This window comes from Paenibacillus sp. FSL R5-0908 (assembly GCF_038006245.1).
GTDB lineage: Bacteria > Bacillota > Bacilli > Paenibacillales > Paenibacillaceae > Paenibacillus_AQ > Paenibacillus_AQ odorifer.
Genome location: NZ_JBBOUV010000001.1, coordinates 6,750,525 through 6,769,663, shown reverse-complemented (window position 1 = coordinate 6,769,663; position 19,139 = coordinate 6,750,525). Strand labels below are relative to the sequence as shown.

15 protein-coding genes and 2 pseudogenes are annotated in these 19,139 nt (G+C 36.0%); 13 read left to right on the top strand and 4 right to left on the bottom strand.

The window, feature by feature from the left end:
* Positions 1 to 169 precede the first annotated feature (169 nt).
* Both rfbC and rfbA read right to left on the bottom strand, forming a co-directional pair.
* Complete coding sequence (gene rfbC, locus MKZ09_RS30850) at positions 170 to 724, bottom strand: dTDP-4-dehydrorhamnose 3,5-epimerase (protein WP_076205752.1); 555 nt, start codon at positions 722 to 724, stop codon at positions 170 to 172.
* Positions 725 to 741: 17 nt separating this feature from the next.
* Complete coding sequence (gene rfbA / locus MKZ09_RS30845; protein ID WP_076205756.1) at positions 742 to 1,620, bottom strand: glucose-1-phosphate thymidylyltransferase RfbA; 879 nt, start codon at positions 1,618 to 1,620, stop codon at positions 742 to 744.
* Positions 1,621 to 1,899: 279 nt separating this feature from the next.
* On the opposite strand from rfbA, the pseudogene MKZ09_RS30840 reads away from it, so the two are divergent.
* A pseudogene (locus MKZ09_RS30840) lies at positions 1,900 to 2,941 on the top strand (peptidase U32 family protein); the annotation flags it as partial.
* A gap of 24 nt (positions 2,942 to 2,965) precedes the next feature.
* On the opposite strand, the gene MKZ09_RS30835 reads toward MKZ09_RS30840, so the two are convergent.
* Positions 2,966 to 3,226 (bottom strand): hypothetical protein, encoded by a 261-nt coding sequence (locus MKZ09_RS30835; RefSeq protein WP_076205760.1) that lies wholly within the window; start codon positions 3,224 to 3,226, stop codon positions 2,966 to 2,968.
* Positions 3,227 to 3,856: 630 nt separating this feature from the next.
* On the opposite strand from MKZ09_RS30835, the gene MKZ09_RS30830 reads away from it, so the two are divergent.
* The 9 genes from MKZ09_RS30830 to MKZ09_RS30790 all read left to right on the top strand — a co-directional run bounded on the left by MKZ09_RS30830 (position 3,857) and on the right by MKZ09_RS30790 (position 15,694).
* Positions 3,857 to 4,636, top strand: coding sequence for an ABC transporter permease (locus tag MKZ09_RS30830; RefSeq protein ID WP_076205764.1), 780 nt, complete (start codon positions 3,857 to 3,859; stop codon positions 4,634 to 4,636).
* Positions 4,637 to 4,647: 11 nt separating this feature from the next.
* On the top strand, positions 4,648 to 6,282 hold the full coding sequence (locus MKZ09_RS30825; protein WP_081383987.1) for an ABC transporter ATP-binding protein: 1,635 nt from the start codon (positions 4,648 to 4,650) through the stop codon (positions 6,280 to 6,282).
* A 33-nt stretch (positions 6,283 to 6,315) separates the two neighbouring features.
* Positions 6,316 to 8,697 carry a class I SAM-dependent methyltransferase gene (locus tag MKZ09_RS30820; RefSeq protein ID WP_076205768.1) on the top strand — a complete coding sequence of 794 codons (2,382 nt, stop codon included), beginning with the start codon at positions 6,316 to 6,318 and terminating at the stop codon, positions 8,695 to 8,697.
* Position 8,698: 1 nt separating this feature from the next.
* A complete protein-coding gene (locus tag MKZ09_RS30815; RefSeq protein ID WP_081394293.1) occupies positions 8,699 to 9,541 on the top strand; it encodes a glycosyltransferase in 843 nt (280 codons plus the stop codon).
* A 3-nt stretch (positions 9,542 to 9,544) separates the two neighbouring features.
* Entirely contained in the window at positions 9,545 to 10,642 is a 1,098-nt protein-coding gene (locus MKZ09_RS30810) for a hypothetical protein (RefSeq protein WP_076205773.1), read from the top strand.
* 409 nt (positions 10,643 to 11,051) lie between these two features.
* The gene (locus MKZ09_RS30805; protein WP_076205777.1) at positions 11,052 to 13,877 is read left to right on the top strand and encodes a DUF7657 domain-containing protein; all 2,826 of its coding nucleotides are present in this window, start codon (positions 11,052 to 11,054) and stop codon (positions 13,875 to 13,877) included.
* Positions 13,878 to 14,215: 338 nt separating this feature from the next.
* Positions 14,216 to 14,941 carry a glycosyltransferase family 2 protein gene (locus MKZ09_RS30800; RefSeq protein WP_076205780.1) on the top strand — a complete coding sequence of 242 codons (726 nt, stop codon included), beginning with the start codon at positions 14,216 to 14,218 and terminating at the stop codon, positions 14,939 to 14,941.
* Positions 14,938 to 15,303 carry a DUF2304 domain-containing protein gene (locus MKZ09_RS30795; RefSeq protein ID WP_076205782.1) on the top strand — a complete coding sequence of 122 codons (366 nt, stop codon included), beginning with the start codon at positions 14,938 to 14,940 and terminating at the stop codon, positions 15,301 to 15,303. Before MKZ09_RS30800 ends, MKZ09_RS30795 begins: the two co-directional genes overlap by 4 nt.
* 4 nt (positions 15,304 to 15,307) lie before the next feature.
* A complete protein-coding gene (locus MKZ09_RS30790) occupies positions 15,308 to 15,694 on the top strand; it encodes a GtrA family protein (protein WP_341041664.1) in 387 nt (128 codons plus the stop codon).
* A gap of 827 nt (positions 15,695 to 16,521) precedes the next feature.
* On the opposite strand, the gene MKZ09_RS30785 is transcribed toward MKZ09_RS30790, so the two are convergent.
* Positions 16,522 to 16,698: a hypothetical protein gene (locus tag MKZ09_RS30785; RefSeq protein WP_179089576.1), complete on the bottom strand. Its 177-nt coding sequence runs from the start codon at positions 16,696 to 16,698 to the stop codon at positions 16,522 to 16,524.
* A gap of 120 nt (positions 16,699 to 16,818) precedes the next feature.
* Here MKZ09_RS30785 and MKZ09_RS34560 point away from each other — a divergent pair.
* The 3 genes and pseudogenes from MKZ09_RS34560 to rfbD form a co-directional block, all read left to right on the top strand.
* A pseudogene (locus MKZ09_RS34560) lies at positions 16,819 to 16,920 on the top strand (transposase); the annotation flags it as partial.
* A gap of 276 nt (positions 16,921 to 17,196) precedes the next feature.
* Positions 17,197 to 18,219, top strand: coding sequence for a dTDP-glucose 4,6-dehydratase (rfbB, locus tag MKZ09_RS30780; RefSeq protein WP_076205788.1), 1,023 nt, complete (start codon positions 17,197 to 17,199; stop codon positions 18,217 to 18,219).
* 24 nt (positions 18,220 to 18,243) lie between these two features.
* Positions 18,244 to 19,107: a dTDP-4-dehydrorhamnose reductase gene (gene rfbD / locus MKZ09_RS30775; RefSeq protein ID WP_076205791.1), complete on the top strand. Its 864-nt coding sequence runs from the start codon at positions 18,244 to 18,246 to the stop codon at positions 19,105 to 19,107.
* The last annotated feature ends 32 nt before the right edge of the window (positions 19,108 to 19,139 follow it).

Here is a 19,139-nt window from a genome sequence, read left to right as displayed (position 1 = left end):
AGGTACGACAATATTTTAGCATATTAGATAATCATTGAGCTACTTTAATCAGATTCTATGATGTTAATTACTATAAGTGAATGAATAACTTTATCTAGATACTATATGTGGGCTATATTAAAAAAAGCGCCCCAGACTACAGCTATGTAGCCAGAACGCACTCCAAAAATTAGTATACAAAATTATGCGAAGAATTTTTGAACAGTGGGGCACCTTCATCTTTTGCAGAAAGCACTGGTTGAATATGAATTGGCCATTTGATGCCAATCTCAGGATCATTCCATAGGATACCGCCATCGCATTCCGGTGCGTACAGCTCATCGCATTTGTACTGAACTTCCACGTCATCTGTGAGAGTCATAAATCCATGAGCAAAGCCCTTGGGAATCAGCAATTGTTTCTTGTTATCAGCGGTAAGCTCAATGCCGAACCATTTTCCATATGACGGGCTTCCGCGTCGAATATCCACCGCTACATCAAAAATCGCCCCCTTAGTACAACGGACAAGTTTAGTTTGCGCTTTGGGATTAACTTGGTAATGAAGTCCACGTAGTGTGCCATTGGTGGCAGAAAAGGAATGATTGTCCTGCACAAATTGCAGTTGTAGTCCTTGTTCCTGAAATTTGGCTTCACTGAAGGTTTCCATAAACCAACCTCGATGGTCCCCAAAGACAGCGGGTTCTATAATAAGCACTCCTTCTAGTTCTGTTGGTGTGAATTTCATGGTTCACTCTCCGTTCTTTAATATTGAATTTTACCGATGGCTACTTTGATCAGGTATTGACCGTAACCAGTTTTACTCAGTTTTTGCCCGCACTCTAGCAGATGCTCCTTCGTAATCCATCCGTTAATATATGCGATTTCTTCCGGAGCGGAAATCTTAATTCCTTGATGATCCTCAATCGTACGGACAAAATTGGTCGCGTCGACCAGACTCTGATGAGTTCCGGTATCAAGCCAGGTGAAGCCACGTCCCAGTAATGCGACATCAAGTTCGCCTATTTTCAAGTAAGCTTCATTAATTGAGGTAATTTCAAGCTCTCCTCGACTGGAAGGCATTACTTCCTTAGCCAGCGAAACTACCCGGTTATCGTAAAAATACAAGCCAGTAATGGCATAGTTCGATTTAGGATGTTCCGGCTTTTCTTCCACACTCAGCACTTTGCCGTTTTCATCAAACTCAACAACGCCAAAACGCTCTGGATCTTGCACATGATATCCGAATACTGTTGCACCATGTTCCTTAGTAGCGGCTTGCTTTAAAAGCTTGGTCATTCCATTTCCATAATAAATGTTATCGCCCAAGACCATGGCAACGGAGTCGTCACCAATGAATTCTTCGCCCAAAATAAAGGCTTGAGCCAATCCATCAGGGCTAGGTTGTACAATGTATTGTAGAGAAATACCAAACTGTGATCCATCGCCGAGCAGATTTTGAAAACGTGGCGTATCCTCAGGGGTTGAGATGATTAGGATGTCTTTAATGCCTGCTAGCATTAATGTGGATAGAGGATAATAGATCATTGGCTTATCATAAATTGGCAACAGTTGTTTACTGGTTACCATTGTAAGCGGATAGAGGCGCGTACCGCTTCCTCCAGCGAGAATAATACCTTTCATGACTCGTATCGACTCTCCTTAGTATATATATAAATTGTAAAATATGAGATCTTTTTAGTATCTTGGACATTCCATTCTTATTGTACGCCGGAAATTCTTGATTTGTCTATTAAACAAGAAGTTATACATAATATCAAGCTTCAAAAGGAAGAAAGTGATTAAGTGGAATATGCTATTTGACAGGTGGATACTGTGATATTTGATAAAGTTAATCAGTTGAGCAAATGACAACGATCCGCCATCCAGCGGTTTAGGAGGATATAAATAAACAAATAAGGAATATGCAGGGTGGATGTAGAACTGCTGGCACCGGCAAGCGAATGGGATTGTAAGCGTACGGCGGTGGCCAATGGGGCGAATGAGATCTTTTTTTTTTGCGTAGAAAAATGTAATGCCCAGGCGAGAGGAAACAATTTCCGCATGGGACGAGTTGCCGGAGATTATGGCGTTCCTGCATAGCTATGTGTGAAAGGTTTCCGACCTTTAATATAGCGGTGTTTGAAAAAGAGCTTCCCGATGCCAAAGAACTGATCGAAGCTGGTGTGGATGCGGTTATCGTGTAGGATTTGGGTTTGATGCGCATGATTCATAAGATTTGGATTGACTTGACAATTCATGGATCTACTCAGATGACAATTCCTTCGCCGGAAGCATTTGAGTTTACCAAACCGTTCGACATAGAGCGCATAGTGCTTGGGCGTGAGGACAATCTGAAGCAGATTCGCACGATTGGCGAGCAGGCTCGTATGGCGATGGAAGTGTTTGTACACGGTGCACTTTGTGACTCTTATTCTGGACAGTGTCTGATTTCGGAATCGTGGGGCGGTCGTTCTGCGAATCGCTGGGAATGTGCGCAGGCCTACCGTTTGCCGTATGACCTGATGGTGGACGGTGAAGTGAATCCGACGGGCGATATTACTTGTCTGCTCTGTCCGAAGGCTCTGGCGGCGATTGATCTGATGTCGGAGTTAATTGAAGCAGGTGTGACCTCTTTTAAGATCGATGGCCGATTCAAGAGTCCGGAATATGTAGCCAATGGGCGACGCCTTCGAAGGAAGTGATGCGTGAGCTGCAGCAGAGTTTCTCGCGCAGATTTAGGCATAGTTTCCTGTAAGGGACGAATCACAAAGAACTCGTGGACGGCAGTTTCCCAAAAAGCCGGGGTGTAATACCTGGGCACAGTAGAGCGAATTTACGTGATGGCGTAGTCTGCCACATTCATGCCCCTTTGGAACGTGGGGATGGCATTTTGTTTGATGCTGGAGATCCGACGAAAAATGAAGAAGGTGGGCGCGTATACGATTTGCGCGGCAAAGGCGTGTATTGGCATATTAGAAAATAGAAGTCAAACGTAGGTCATTTGAGTTTGGCATAATAGGATCCTAATATTTTCTTTAATAACGGTATTAGAAAACCAGCCAACCAGACCACCGGCAAATTTCCAGCTACCAATCCAATTCAGTAGTCCAAAGCCGATAATGACATATACGATCGTAAGTACATCTTTCTGAGTGACAAAATTTAGTTGCTTTTGCTTCATGAGGTATAACGCTATAATGAATACTGTGGTATACGCACATTGCACAAACAGCAGATTTATCGCCATCTAGTGTGACGCCGCGTAGGTAACAGTTAGCAGCAAGAAAAAGAAGGGTAATAGGTCGCGTTTTTCCTCCTGCTTTATTTTATTGTAGTACAATCCCATACATACCAGCAGCATGACGCCGCTGAACAAGGTGGTGAGATAGATAGGTTTCTCATAGTCCACCTGCGTCCATTAAATAACCCTACCTGGAAGGGGTACCAGATTATTAACATAATAAAATCCAAACTAAAACCCATACGGAACTGGGGATTTTTTCAAACTTCCTCGACTGGGCAACGTTTTTACCGTATACTGGTTTCGACACGTTGATATTTCCTTTTCTTATAATTAACGACAATGTATTAACACTTTCAAATGATTCACTCTATATTTAGGTTAGTTAATCTCAGATTATTGGGTTGTTAATATAATATAAAATTTCAGAAAGGATGCAAATTCAGGTGTTCAATAGTAATTTTTTGATTGTATTTGCTAATAGTCACTTCATAAATATTAAATCGAAAAAATGTCGACACATAACACGGTATGCTTTGTAGTAATAATGTACTTTTAAACTGTCAGTATTATTATGTTGCTGATGGTAAAAACGGCTTTTTTGGCTGATTCTATTAATTAGGGATGGAATGAAACATGAAAATAAAGGCAATACACTCATTGAGTAAATATAATTTTCTTCTTGCGCAGTTAGTTCAAAGAGATTTCAAGACTAGATACAGGAGATCTATTTTAGGAATTTTGTGGAGTTTATTAAATCCGCTTTTAATTATGGTGGTACAGTACCTGGTGTTTTCGACGTTATTCCGGTTCGATATACCTAACTACTCTGTGTATTTGCTTAGTGGTATTGTAATATTTAATTACATGACAGAGGCAACCTCTCAATCTATGACATGTATAATCCAAAATGCATCATTGATTAACAAAGTATACGTACCGAAATTCATTTATCCATTTTCTCGGGTATTATCATCAGGTGTTAATTTTCTTTTTTCGTTATTAGCACTGTACCTAGTAATAATTTCAACTGGAATGAGTATAACATATTCGCATATTGCAATGCTCTTTGCTATCGCATGTCTATTTCTCTTTATCTGTGGAATATCTTTTATGTTGTCTTCAATTATGGTTTTCTTTCGAGATACGCAGTTCCTTTATAGTATTATAATTACTATTTGGTCATATCTAACTCCAATTTTTTATCCTGAGAGCATACTTCCAAATTACATGCTATATATTCTTAAATTTAACCCTATGTATCATTTTATAAGATTTATAAGATTTATTATTCTATCTGGGGGGATTCCTGATCTTAAGGCCTGGGTATTCTGTTTATTATTTGCTTTGGTATCATTCGTTTTAGGAGTACTTGTATTCAATAAAACTCAAGAAAAATTTATTCTGTATTTATAAGGAGAACTAAAGTGATCGATATAAAAAATGTTTCTATGAACTTTCGATTAGCTAACGATCGTATTCTTAGCTTGAAAGAATATGTCATTAAGAGAGTATCAAACAAATTAACATATAAGCATTTCCATGCACTAAGTGATGTGTCTTTTTCAATTCAAAAAGGAGAAGTCATAGGTATTATAGGTAATAATGGGGCGGGTAAAAGTACACTTTTGAAAATTATTTCAGGCATTCTAACGCCAACTAAAGGTAATGTGAAAGTTAGTGGAAATATAGCTCCTATGCTAGAACTTGGAGCTGGGTTTGATATGGACTTAACTGCAAGAGAAAATATTTTTCTGAATGGCGCAATACTTGGGTACTCAAAGCAATATTTGACTGAGAAGTTCAGTGAAATTGTCGATTTTTCAGAGCTTAATGATTTTTTAGATGTGCCAATTAGAAATTTTTCATCAGGTATGATAATGAGACTTGCTTTTTCAATTGCTACTCTTGTAGATCCAGATATTCTAATCGTTGATGAGATATTATCTGTTGGAGATGCAAAGTTTCAAAAAAAGAGCGCGAAAAGAATGTTCGAACTAATGAGTGGTGGTACTACGGTCATCATGGTCTCTCATAGTATAGAACAAATCCGGCAAATGTGTTCACGTGTTATTTGGTTAGATAAAGGCAGTATAAGAATGATTGGTAATTCCATTGAAGTTTGTAAAGCGTACTTAAGTGAGCAAACAGATACTCCCCCATCAAGTATGTCAAATAATAGTTATACCGAAAACTTATATTCGCCTACACAGATAACAAAGATAGATAATCAATATTTCATTGTGGATTGTTGGCATCACAGGGTTATCTATAACCCCAATATATCAGATACTATTGCTGGATGGACTATGCTTTGTGATAACGTACACACCCCTCACTCCATTGCTAGTGACGGTGAACTGCTGATTTTAGATGATACAGGTAATAATGCTGTACAAGTGTACAAGAAAAAATTGCAAACATATGAGTTTTCACAAACAATAAGAAATATTGGATACCAGCCTAATAAGATTATTTATGATAAAGATAAAAAACTTTTTTACGGTATATCTGCATCATCACAACAATTGTTTGTATTAAAAAACAATAATGGTGAGGTAGAAATAGATAATGTAGTACGATTGGATTACTTGAAAAATTCTTATGTCAGATCAATATCTCTCATCGAAAGTAAACTTTATTTTGTTTCCGGTCCAGGGGAGATTCTTGTTGCTAATACAGAAGATATGTCATTTAATCTAATAAATAAATACCCAGTCCCTTTCGAACTTCAGGGAATGAATGACTTGATTAAAATTGATTCATATTACTATATAAGTGTGTATCAAGACGGATCTGGGAACATCGCCCCAAAATTAGTTAGAACAAAAGATTTAAATCTACTAGGCGTTAATTATGAGGACCTTTATGATAAATTACAAATGAAAGGGGTCCCTTATAATTTTTCCCAAATTGAAGATAGAGTCTATGTCACTGAAATAGATTCATACTCTTCAATAAGATCTTTCAAATTAGTTGAGGATGAAATATATGACATTCAGGTTCACTATAATATAGGTGCCGCTGATGATGCGTCGATCCATAGAAGAGGATATTCATGATAGTGATGTAGCTGTGCTACAGAAAGGAGTAACATGACTAAACTTAACTTTGATTATTATAATCCTAGTATGGATGAGGTATATTCAGATGGGTCGATTGAATTAGAATTACTTAGGAAGGTGAAAAACAAGGATTTTGATTGGTATAATTCGAAAGAATGGCCTATAATTTACCATCTATCTCACCTCCGACAAAATATTTTAAATTGGTACTCTTTTGAAAAAGGATGTACTATCTTAGAAATCGGTGCTGGATGTGGTGCTATAACTGGACTCCTTTGTGAAAAAGCAAGTAGGGTTGTAGCTGTTGAGTTAACGAAAACAAGAGCAGAAATAAATTACTACCGTCATCAAAATATTGAAAATCTAGAAATAGTGGTTTGCGATTTTCAGAGTCTACCTCCTGACTGGAAGTTTGATTACATTATAATAAACGGTGTTCTTGAATATGCAGCATATATGTTTACAGGCAATCAACCATATAATCAATTTCTTGAAAAGGCTAAGCAACACTTAAGTTCATCCGGAAAGATGCTGCTTTCTATAGAAAATCGCATTGGTCTAAAATATATTTCAGGCTTTAGAGAAGACCATACTGGTGAGTTTTTTTCTGGAATAAATAACTACAATAATAATGAACGTGTTCGAACTTTTACAAAAGGCGAATTGACAAATTTACTAAATGAGACGAATCTTAGTGCAATTAAATTCTTTTATCCGTACCCTGATTATAAGTTCCCAACGGAAATATTTACGGATACGACTATAAATGGAATTGTGCCTTCTAGTTCTCATTTTCCGCTTGATATGCCAAGGGTGAAACTTTTTGATGAAAATAATCTACACAAAACTTTAATGGATTCTAATTCTATGGATATCTTCGCGAATTCTTTTTTAGTGGAAATAGCCGCTACACAACAAATACCTACTCAAATAGACTATGTGAAGATTAGTGCTAATAGATCTGAAGAGTTCAGAATATTCACCTACTTTGATTTAAACAACAATAAAGTCTATAAAAAAGGCCTTAATGCAAAAAGTCAGGATCACCTGAACCGAATGTTGCATTATAGTGACTATTCGTACGATTCTAATCAAATTAAGAATGCAACATGCTATAAAGAAGTGGATGGAATTAGTATGTTATTTTATACTATTGAAACTTTAGAGGATAGGTTGGTTTCTAAATGTACCGATACTAACACTGGAGATTTTATTCATGAGATAGTAAAGTTGCGAAATGCGCTGTATGAAGGCGTTCATCCTAGTGATTTTACATGCAATAATGATTTTGTAGGGATATTTGGTGGGGAAAAACCTGAACAAAAGTTACACTGGTCTTCAAACTCAAATCTCGACTTAATATCAGGAAATATCTTTTTAGAGGGAGATTTATATAAGGTTATTGATTATGAATGGCATATGCCATTTCAGATTCCTCTTGAGTTTACTCTTTGGAGGACTTTAAAGCAGTTTAAAGATAACCATAAAGATATCATTGATAGATCAATTGTTGATAACTTCATATACGATACTCTAAATATTACTCGTGCCACCGAGCAATGTTTTTTTTCATGGGAAGAAAATTTTATTCAAAACTTCGTGAAAATTCAAGATCTTTATATTTTTGCGAATGATGAGATACCTGTCGATCTTAATGCTGTTTCAACTCGTTACTTAAAAGATCATTCTATTGAAAGTACGCTATTTTATGATCATGGTGCCGGGTTTACTGATCATGATTTCGAACGCTGTGTAACTACATCTATTGATACTGGATTTTCAGTTACGTTCAAAGATAAATCTATAAATAATGCGGAAGCACTACGCTGGGATCCACTAGAAGGAAATCCCGCATTAATATATATACAGAGTATAGAAACAGATGGATCTATAAAAGAGATTACTGCTATCAATGCTGAGCGAGTTCTTAATAATTCTGAGTATGAATTCACAACATATGATCCTCAGTTTCTTTTGCAAGGTGATTTTACTAATGCAACATATATTAAGATCAATTTCACATGCGAAATACTTGATTGGACTATTGGCTATCAACTTCAAGAGAAAAAAATGTATGTAAATAATCAAAAAATAAATGAACTAGTGAATCACAAGGAAATCTCAAAGATAAATAAAAAAATACTAGAAGAAAAGTTGGAGGAAGTTTCAACACAACTTAATGTGACAGTTGATTCATTAACCAATTCTCAAAATGATTTGATTGAGACGCAAAAGAGTTTAGAAAGTGTACAAAAAACGTTAGAAATTAACCAAAATAAGTTAGCTAATACTCAAGAGGAGTTGAATATAAAAAGTAATAAGTTAAATAAAATACACTCACACTTGAAACATCATAGAATAAAATCCATAGTTAAAATATTGTTTTTTGGTGAGATTACTAGGGGGGAATAATTTGAGTAAAGTCAGTGTAATTATGCCTTGTTATAACGACGGTGAATATATTGAACAGGCAATAAATTCAATACGTTCACAAACTTATAACAATATTGAACTTATAATAATTGATGATGGTTCGACGGACCCTAATACAATTATTACACTGAATAAGTTCAATAATACTGATATTATTTTGTTGAGAACTGATAATACCAGACCTGCAGCTGCAAGAAATACAGGTATAGCTCATGCTACTGGTAAATATATAATGCCAGTTGATGCTGATGATATCATCGAACCAACCTACATCGAGAAAGCTGTCAAAATTATAGAATCAAATAAGAAAATTGGTGTGGTTTACTGCTATGCTGATTTATTTGGTGATAGAACTGGGAGATGGAGTCTTCCGAACTACTCACTAGATGCAATGCTGCTTGATAATGTTGTGTTTGTAACATCGCTCTTTTACAAAGAAGATTGGGAAAAAGTTGGGGGTTTTAAAACCACCATGTATCATGGTATGGAAGATTATGATTTTTGGCTTTCCATTATAGAACTAGACAAAGAAATCTATCAAATTCCAGAGGTACTGTTTAACTACCGAATTAAACCTAAATCGCGGACCACAGAGTTTATGTCTAACGCGGAAATTGTTAAACAGACCTATCGTTCAATTTATAACCAACATCCTAAACTTTATGAACAGTATACTAATGAGTACGCAGTTATACTAAGGGATGCTTTGATAGAGCAAATATTTCTTAATCGAGCTCTTCAAGAGGGCATAGCTATATTAGATAAATTAAAAAGCATACCATTATTAAAGTTAATAATAAAAAAATATATCATGAAGAGGTAAACGATGATCATATTCACTTCTATTTGTGCAAATTATTTGCATAAAGCCCGTACATTGGCAAAGTCAGTAAAGGATAATATACCAAATTGTAAGTTTATCATATGTCTAACTGAACAAGAGATGCTTCCTGAATTCAATTACGAGTATTTTGATGATATCGTACTATCGAAGGATGCTTGGGAAGGAAATTTCAATCGATTTATATTTAAACATACTATTGTTGAAGCTTCTACAGCTGTCAAAGGCCAATTTTTCAAATATCTTTATGCTAACTACGAGGATGAGACTCAATTTATTTATTTAGATCCAGATATATATGTGTATTCAGATTTTATTGAACTTAAGCAGCTATTGATAACTCGACCAATAGTACTTTGTCCGCATTTGCTTCAGCCAGGTAATATTGATATGGAACTCTCTAGCACATCTCATGGTGTTTATAACTTAGGATTTCTTGCTGTAAACAGAAGTGAAGAGGCCCAAAGCTTCATAAACTGGTGGGCAGAGAGATTATACTTATTTTGCTATGATGACATTGCGAGAGGAATTTTTACTGATCAAAAGTGGATTGATTTGGCACCGTGTTTTTTTGATGTGGAAATATTTAAACATCATGGATATGATTTTGCGCCGTGGTCACTATTGAATTGTGATATGACTGAACAAAGTGGACAATATTATGTAAAAGGGGACCCCCTAAGATTTATACACTACTCAGGATTTGGTAGTTCTGCTGAAAAATGCATGAATGATTGGCTTCCTAAAGGGCCTCACCCCTTCAAAGATTTGTATGATAAATATGCATATTATCACAATTTAAATAATTCTGATAATATCTCTAAAACAAAATGGACTTATGCATATTATAAGTCAGGCGAGAAAATAAATGATTTGGTAAGAATGGATTATCGTAAAGACTATGATTTGATGTTTAGTATTGAAAATCCTTTTGAAATGAGTAATGATTTTTTTAATAGTAAATTGAATTTAAATGTTAATTTTAAAAAATACAAATCATTATCATCGAAAGCAATAAGTATTATACGTTCAGAAGGCTTTGGTGCTTTCTTGAAAAAGTTGATTCGGAAAATTGCTAAATGATATTAGATCTTCAAAGTAGCTGAATGCATATTATAAGGAGTTTCTTCGGCGTAACGTAACAATTATAAAACCCGAGGTAACTCCTTATTCCATGTATTATGCCGGATATATTCACGTGGGTTGGGTTGGTTTAGTCTGCTTTTTTACGTAAATGGAAGGGTTCAGACGAACGAGAGTATGGGTAGAACAATCTACACATTGTAGCTCAAAGATACTAAAGGTTTTTTTACATGTGCTCATCCGAGGATGGCGACAATGGGTTGTGCTTATGATCAGCCGGAGACAGGGCAACAAACAACATTGTCATTCTGAGATGTGAACCAGGGAGCTCGATAGTTTTTTGAAATTACTCTTGCTATACTAAAGCGCGTTATCAAGAACGCAAACAATATATAACACAGGAGAATTTATGAAATATATAACTAAAACGCACAAAAAAGTTATTTTGTTTATTATATTAATAGTGCTAATGAATGTTGCTATATTCACATCCTTTAGACAATCAGTGAATTTATCCATTTACAGTGAAAATGATTCTAAAATTAGTTTTTTTTATGATAATGGTCACCCCGATTATCCCTTTGATGATTCCCATATGTCTCAAGAGTATTTTGTGAAAAGTAGCAAGGTGCAAAATGTGAAATTTCCATTAGATATAGTTAATTCTAATAAGCTGCGAATTGATTTTGGTGATACATCAGGAAATTTTAAGATATATTCTTTGTCTATTCAAAAATCTCCTCTATATGAATATGTTATTAGTGGAAAAGTGTTTTTGGATAAATTTAAATTTAAAAACGATATTTCTCAATATTCTTTTGAAGACGGAACCGTTAATATCGCTAGTTCTGGTCCTGATGGTCATATTTACTCTACAGACACATATTCAAATTTACCAATAAAGTTCAAAAATTCATTCTTAATCAAAGAGCTTTTTATAGCTTGTATAGCCTTATTCATATTGTTTATTAATAAATTGCTCTTGATATTTCGTAGTTTACCAAAATTGCCGATTTACTATAAAACAATTAAAGAGAAGTTTGTAATCAAAAATACTTTTTTAAAAAATGCATTTAATTTAATTATAATTATATGTATTTCGATCATATCAGCGGTTATATTGGATGTTGTTATATTACGAAGTATCGCAAAAGTATCAGGGTTCTTTAACTTCGACACTGCTCATCGTTATTTTCTAAATTCTTACGTTTTCTCATTTGATCGAATATACTTCTTTTCATCATTTATTTTCATTATAGGATTAATAGTTAGTTTAGGAAAATCTAAAGCACATAAGTATCGATATGTTTTGGCATTTATCTTGCTAATTCTTATGGTGTTAGGAAAATTCACCGGATCATCATTAGGGTTTTATGATGGAATGCTACAAGGCAATACTCCAAGCTATCAACAAAGCACATTACTAGGCAATCCCCAAGGAATCAGAGGTGATGAATGGGCCACAGAGAAACCCTATTACTTTGCCCAGACAAATGCAAATCCCACACTACAGTACTTCAATAAAAACTTGAGTTTTGCTGGTACTGACATGGTTATTTCTGCATTTGCACCAGTTAAAGACATAACTGTAATCGCTCGACCTGATCTTTGGGGATTTATGGTAATGCCTAATGATTATGCATTTTCTTTCTATTGGACATTGCGGTTAATTCTATTATTCATGGCATCATATGAAATGGGAGTTCTTCTCACAAAAAAACAACGGTTTGGAATCATTACTGCAATTGTTATTACATTTGCTCCGCCGGTCCAATGGTGGCTATCACAAGCACTAATGCTTATGCTTATGAGTGGGCAATTTGCAATAGTTTTATTTAATAAGTACTTAAATTCTAAAAAGTTATTTGGTAAATTTATCAGTTTATCCGGACTAGCTTTATTCGCTTTAGTTTATATATTGACTATGTATCCTGCAACTCAGGTTCCTTTGGGTTATGTGTTTTTGATGCTTTTCATATATGTATTAATTGAAAATAAAAAGAATAAACCGTTCGCCTTTTCTCGATTACTACAATATGCAGTGATGCTTATACCAATCGCACTGGTTTTATATCATTTTTATTCAAATTCAAAACCTGCTTTGCATGTTATTATGAATACGGTATACCCTGGTTCTGATAGACCATGGATTAAGCTTCCTTGGGACTTTGAATTATATCAGTTTGTAAATATTTTTACTGCAAGTATTAAACAACCGGATTTTTTAAATGCGAGTGAGATTAGCCAATTTTTCACTTTTACTCCATTCGTTATTATAGTTGCTACAACCCTAATATTCAAAAATAAAAAGAAGTCTCTATTAATGTCCCTGTTATTGAGTGTTTCTTTATTTTTAATGCTCGTCTCGTGGATTCCTGAAGTGCCATTCTTCAACAAGATAACTTTATTAAGTTTTACGTATCCTGTTAGGATCACATATGCTTATGGCTACAGTTTCACTTTATTAATTGTATGTCTTCTTGCTCATTTGGAGGACAAACGGGAAAATTTATTCACAGGGAGAATGCCACTTATTTTATCTAGCGTTATATGCTTTCTAACACTTTGCATAATGACAAATAGCATAAATATTTTTAGTTATTTCAAGTCATTTTCTATCGGTACTATATTGATGATTTTAGTAGTTGTCTTACTCTCATATATGGGATTTTTGCTAATGAAGGGTAATTATAACTCTGTACAATCTTTTATTGTTTTGTATTTACTTCTTTCAGTTTGTTCTACAATTATGGTAAATCCTATTACCAAAGGAACCGATTCTATGTTCGAGAAGACTACCATGGAGCAAATACGAAAAATCAATTCAGTGGATGCTGGCCGATGGATGGTTAGTGGTAGTCCCACTATATCGAATCTTGTAACGGCACAAGGAGTAGCAAGGACAACTGGAACATATTACTATCCGGATTGGGAAATGATGAGCATCATTGATAAAAAACATGAACATATCAATCTTTGGAATCAATTTGCTCATATTGATATGCGCTTAACTGATGGCGATTTAGAATTTTCACTTATAGATCATGAAAGGAGCCTAGAGGTAAATGGTACTAATCGTATCATTTATACTCCAATTGAAACTGCTAGGGACTTAAAAATTAAATATATATTCACAATGATTCCTATCCCACAAAGTATTATTGATAAAGGTGAAGTAACCTTATTATATAAAGACAGTGTAGATCCGTGGTCAATTTATCGTATCAATTACTGAGATATTATTAAATGAAGTGATGTCAAACTAAGTACGATAGATCATCCATAAAGGATTCGTGAGGTGACTTTCAGCGGAGACGCTTCGTACTCAGTGCTCCTGATGCGTTTCTTCGAGTGTGTAGGCCGTCATGTACTCTTTAATGAGGGCGGCCGGCCACAACTCAATTATCGTGCGTTGTAGAAGGATGACGACCAGTTCCCTAACCGATGTTCTGGCAAGACATGCCCTGAGAATATTTGCATGGACCTTATATCTTTTAGTTGGCGCACTTCATATTACTAATATCTGAAATGTTAGTCGGTACTTAAGAAAATATAGTGAGGTGAAAGATAGAAATGAAAGTGTTAGTGATAATTCCCGCTTTCAATGAAGAAGGTAATATAAGGAAGTTAGTGTTTGAATTAAATAAACTTAATGTTGATGTCATTGTTATCAATGATAAGTCTACTGATAATACTCTGAAAATTCTAAGTGAACTAAAAGTTAATTATATCGATCTACCATGTAATCTAGGTATTGGTGGTGCTGTGCAAACTGGATACACGTACGGTGTTAGAAATGGATATGATGTTGCTGTACAGGTAGATGGGGATGGTCAACACGATCCAAATTATCTACTACAGATAATAACTCCTGTTTTAAATGGAGAAGCCGATATGATAATTGGATCAAGATATATTGAGAAAGAAGGGTTTCAATCAAGTGTCGTGAGGAGAATCGGAATTAAATACTTTAGTTCGCTGATTAGATTACTTACAGGAATGAAAATAACCGATCCAACCTCAGGGTTTAGGGCGTGTAACTTGAAGGTTATGAATTACTTTGCTAATTATTATCCAACAGATTATCCTGAACCAGAATCTATAGTTGCTCTATTGAGACAAAATTATAGAATACTTGAAGTGCCGGTGATTATGTCAGAAAGACAATTTGGCTCATCTTCTATAAACTTAATGAGGTCAATCTATTACGTTATAAAAGTTTCATTAGCAATTCTTATTGATCGATTCAGAAAAAAGGAATTAATAGAGAGCTTAGAATTACTAGGAGATGACATATGATTCCATTTAATTTGCAACTCATCCTAATTGTACTCAGCATTTTAATATTTGTTTCTTTTATAGTAAGAATCAAAGCTTATAAAATAGAGTTAAAATACACCATTCTCTGGATTGGTATGACGGTTATTAATATACTCATCGCCATATTTCCTAATATTGTTCTTTTCGTTTCGAAATTGCTTTCAATCGAAACTCCTGTGAATACACTGTTTCTATTCGGAATAATGACTTGCTTAATGATACTTTATAATTTGACATCTGAAATATCTAAGAGTTCTATAAAAATACGCCAACTTTCCCAAGAAGTGGGGCTCTTGAAAAATGAATTAAAACAATTTGAAAATGAAAGAAAAATGGAGTGATTCTGTGAGGATTGCAAGAATAGAAATCATGAGACAATTTATTAAATATGCATTAGTTGGTGCTATTGGAACAATTCTTCATACTTCAATATTGGTATTTTTGGTTGAAAAAGAAGGGTTTCAACCTCTAATAGGTTCATCAGCAGGTTTTATTGCATCACTAATTGTTTCGTATTATATTAATTTAAAATGGACTTTTCAGTTGGAGAAAAAGAAATCATTTTTTTACAAATACGTAATCGTATCATTATCTGGTCTTGGCATTAACCTTTTAATTATGTTCCTGTTAGTTAACTTGTTGGAAGTTTGGTATATTTGGGCTCAGGTTATCGTTATTATTGTTGTACCTATCTCTAATTTCACTTTAAATCGTTACTGGGCTTTTGCATGAAACTTACTCTGAAAATCAGGATTGTGGCTAAGAGGCGATTCAGTAGGTGATTATCTACCCGACATTCAATGGCTGTTACATTCAATGGGAATGCCTTTTTATGAACGGGTGGATTGATGCTGGCTATGGAAGCGGTTAGTGTAATTATGTCGATCGTTTACTGCTGCGTTTGTCCATCGGTATCGAATGGAACATAGATTGAACTTGAGAACTTCATACTCGAAACAGCAGTAGTTAATCGTTTCAAGAGGATAATGATTGATCAGTTATGTGAAGGCAGTGACATGAGAGTAGATGATGTAAATAAGATTTTCAAGGTCTAAGTGTGTCTGAGTTCGAATCCAAGATTCCCACAGGTCCTTTCTTTGCAATCGTTACCTTGAGTCGTTCTTTTTGGTCGTCGGAACGTTTTGGATGTCTTTGGGATATTGGCCAAATTTTAGGACTGAAAGTACGTGCTTGCAATAATCATTTGAGTACCCACTAAATGTACGAGAAAACTTTCGAAAATATCTGCAATTTAGATTAACTTCTGGCCTTTTAAATGTAAACGGACTGCTAAATCTCTTTCGTACATGTTGGCGTTTTCTGTGTCTTTCGTTACCATTGTCAGTTGTTCAATCTCGTTTTCGTAATTTATTTCAATCCCCGTATTTGCTTCTATACTATTTTTCACCTCATGAAGATGATTTTTATATTTTAATTTTGAGTTCAATATATATAACTATATGTTGCAAATCGATATCGAACATCATAAACAAATAATATGAAGAAATAAATACAGAACTACAATCATTTCTGAAATTATCTTATATATATCATTAATGCTAAAAGCTCAAATATTGATTCAGGCGTACCAATCCCTGAAGTACATCTAGTTTCGGTAGGCCGGCAGCGAAAGTACCGACTATGGCTGCCATAACGGAGCCAAACTGTTTGGATCCTAAACTATGAGACTGGGCAAGTCCTTTACCGTAATGGCGAACGATATGACGCCCCGGCACTCCTCCTATTTCTTGATGCAGTCCAACGGGCCTATCCTGAGGGGGAATTGTGATGCTCCTAGATAATAGCCGAATTCAACACGCCACAAAAGAGCAGGCCTATTTGCAAAAGATACTTGGCTACAGTTTGTGCTCCTGCCGAAGTATTCTATGGAGCTCAACTTAGTTGAAGGGCTATGGAAATGGCTAAAAAGTGATATTGTCCACAATGTGTTTTACTAAAAAGCTCTTCACACCCGCGTAAAAACGTGTCAACATCAATCCTATGGAGGTCATTGATCGTCTTTGGTTTATGCATGTAATTCAAAATTTCGGTCTATATATAATAAATATTCTCTTGAAATAGTAATCGACATATCATGAATGGGTGACACGTGTGTTGGTGGGGTGTAGAGTTTATTTTTTTAAATACTTTTACAATGAATTAATAATTAATCCTTTCTGCGTGTTAGAATAATCATACAAATTATTAAACAAATCTAAAAAGGTGGTAACCACATGAAACTCCTCATCACCGGCGGAGCCGGATTTATCGGCAGCAACTTTGTATTATACATGCTGCAACAACATCCTGATTACCAGATCGTCAACGTGGATGCATTGACGTATGCAGGTAATCTAGAGAATCTGAAAGCAATTGAGAATAATCCTAATTACACTTTCGTGAAGGCCGACATTACAGATGTTACTGCGATGGATGAACTGATTAGCCAGGGTGTGGATGTCGTTGTTAATTTCGCGGCGGAGTCGCATGTGGATCGGAGTATTTTAGAGCCGGAAGTGTTTGTGAAGACGAACGTACTTGGAACACAAGTACTTTTGGATGCGGCGAAAAAATACAGTATCACTAAGTTTGTTCAAGTATCTACGGATGAGGTATATGGATCACTGGGTGCGACTGGATTATTCACCGAAGAAACTCCTTTGGCTCCTAACAGTCCATATTCAGCAAGCAAAGCAGGCGGAGACTTGCTAGTACGTGCATATCACGAAACGTTTGGACTGCCAGTGAATATTACCCGCTGCTCAAACAATTATGGCCCGTACCAATTCCCGGAAAAGCTTATTCCGCTGATGATCTCCCGCGCACTTGCTGATCAAGCGTTGCCCGTTTATGGCGATGGAATGAATATCCGCGACTGGTTGTATGTTGAGGATCATTGCAGCGCGATTGATCTGGTTATTCACAAGGGTGTGAACGGCGAAGTCTACAACATTGGTGGTAATAATGAACGTACGAATGTGCATATTGTAAACACGGTATTGCAGGAACTAGGCAAGCCTGATTCTTTGATTGCTTATGTTCAAGACCGTCCTGGTCATGATCGCCGTTATGGGATTGATCCAACTAAGATTATGAATGAACTGGGATGGAAACCGAAACATACGTTTGAAACAGGTATTAAAGAAACTATCCAATGGTATCTCAATAACCGCGAGTGGTGGACCCGTATTCAATCTGGGGAATACCAAAAATATGCTGAACAGCAATATGGTGATCGTTTAGGTGACTCATTGTAATTTTGATACGGGGGTAAAATAGCTATGAAGGTACTTGTTACAGGTGCGGCCGGACAACTAGGTCAGGACGTAGTTTTACTGCTCCAGCATCAAGCTCACGAAGTGTTGGCCTGCGATCGTCAGGAGATGGATATTACTGATCTGGATCAGTGTATCCAAGTTATTGGCGGTTTTGGACCGGATGCGGTTATTCACTGTGCTGCTCATACGGCAGTAGATGCGGCAGAAAGTGATATTGATGCAGCTTATTTAATTAATGCTACTGGCAGCCGAAATGTAGCGCTAGCTTCTGAAAAAGCTGGAGCCAAGCTGGTGTATATTAGCACGGATTATGTGTTTGATGGTATGGGAGCACAGCCTTACCATGAATATGATAATACAGACCCGAAGAGTATATATGGCAAATCGAAACGTGCGGGTGAGGTACTCGTTCAATCCCTCTCCTCTAAGTATTTCATCGTACGAACATCATGGGTGTACGGCAAATACGGGAATAACTTTGTCAAAACAATGCTAAAGCTTGGTCAAGAAAAGCCAATGCTTCAAGTTGTCGATGACCAAAAAGGTTCGCCTACTTATACAGTCGATTTAGCTCGATTCTTGCTTGAGCTTGTTCAAACTGAGAAGTATGGTGTATACCATGCGTCAAATAGCGACTCTTGTACCTGGTTTGAATTTACACAGGCGATCTTTGTAGAGGCAGAGGATATTTTGGGTTTCAAATTCACTGCTACGCTTGAACCGTGTGCCACGGAACAGTTTCCGAGACCTGCACCACGTCCTCGGAATTCGGTGATGGAGCATCTGTCTATACGTACGAATGGTTTTGAGGACATTCGGCCTTGGCGTGAAGGCTTGAGAGATTTCCTCTTAGAGCTAAAAGAATAGAATAACACCAATTGAAACTCCCAAATCGTTTA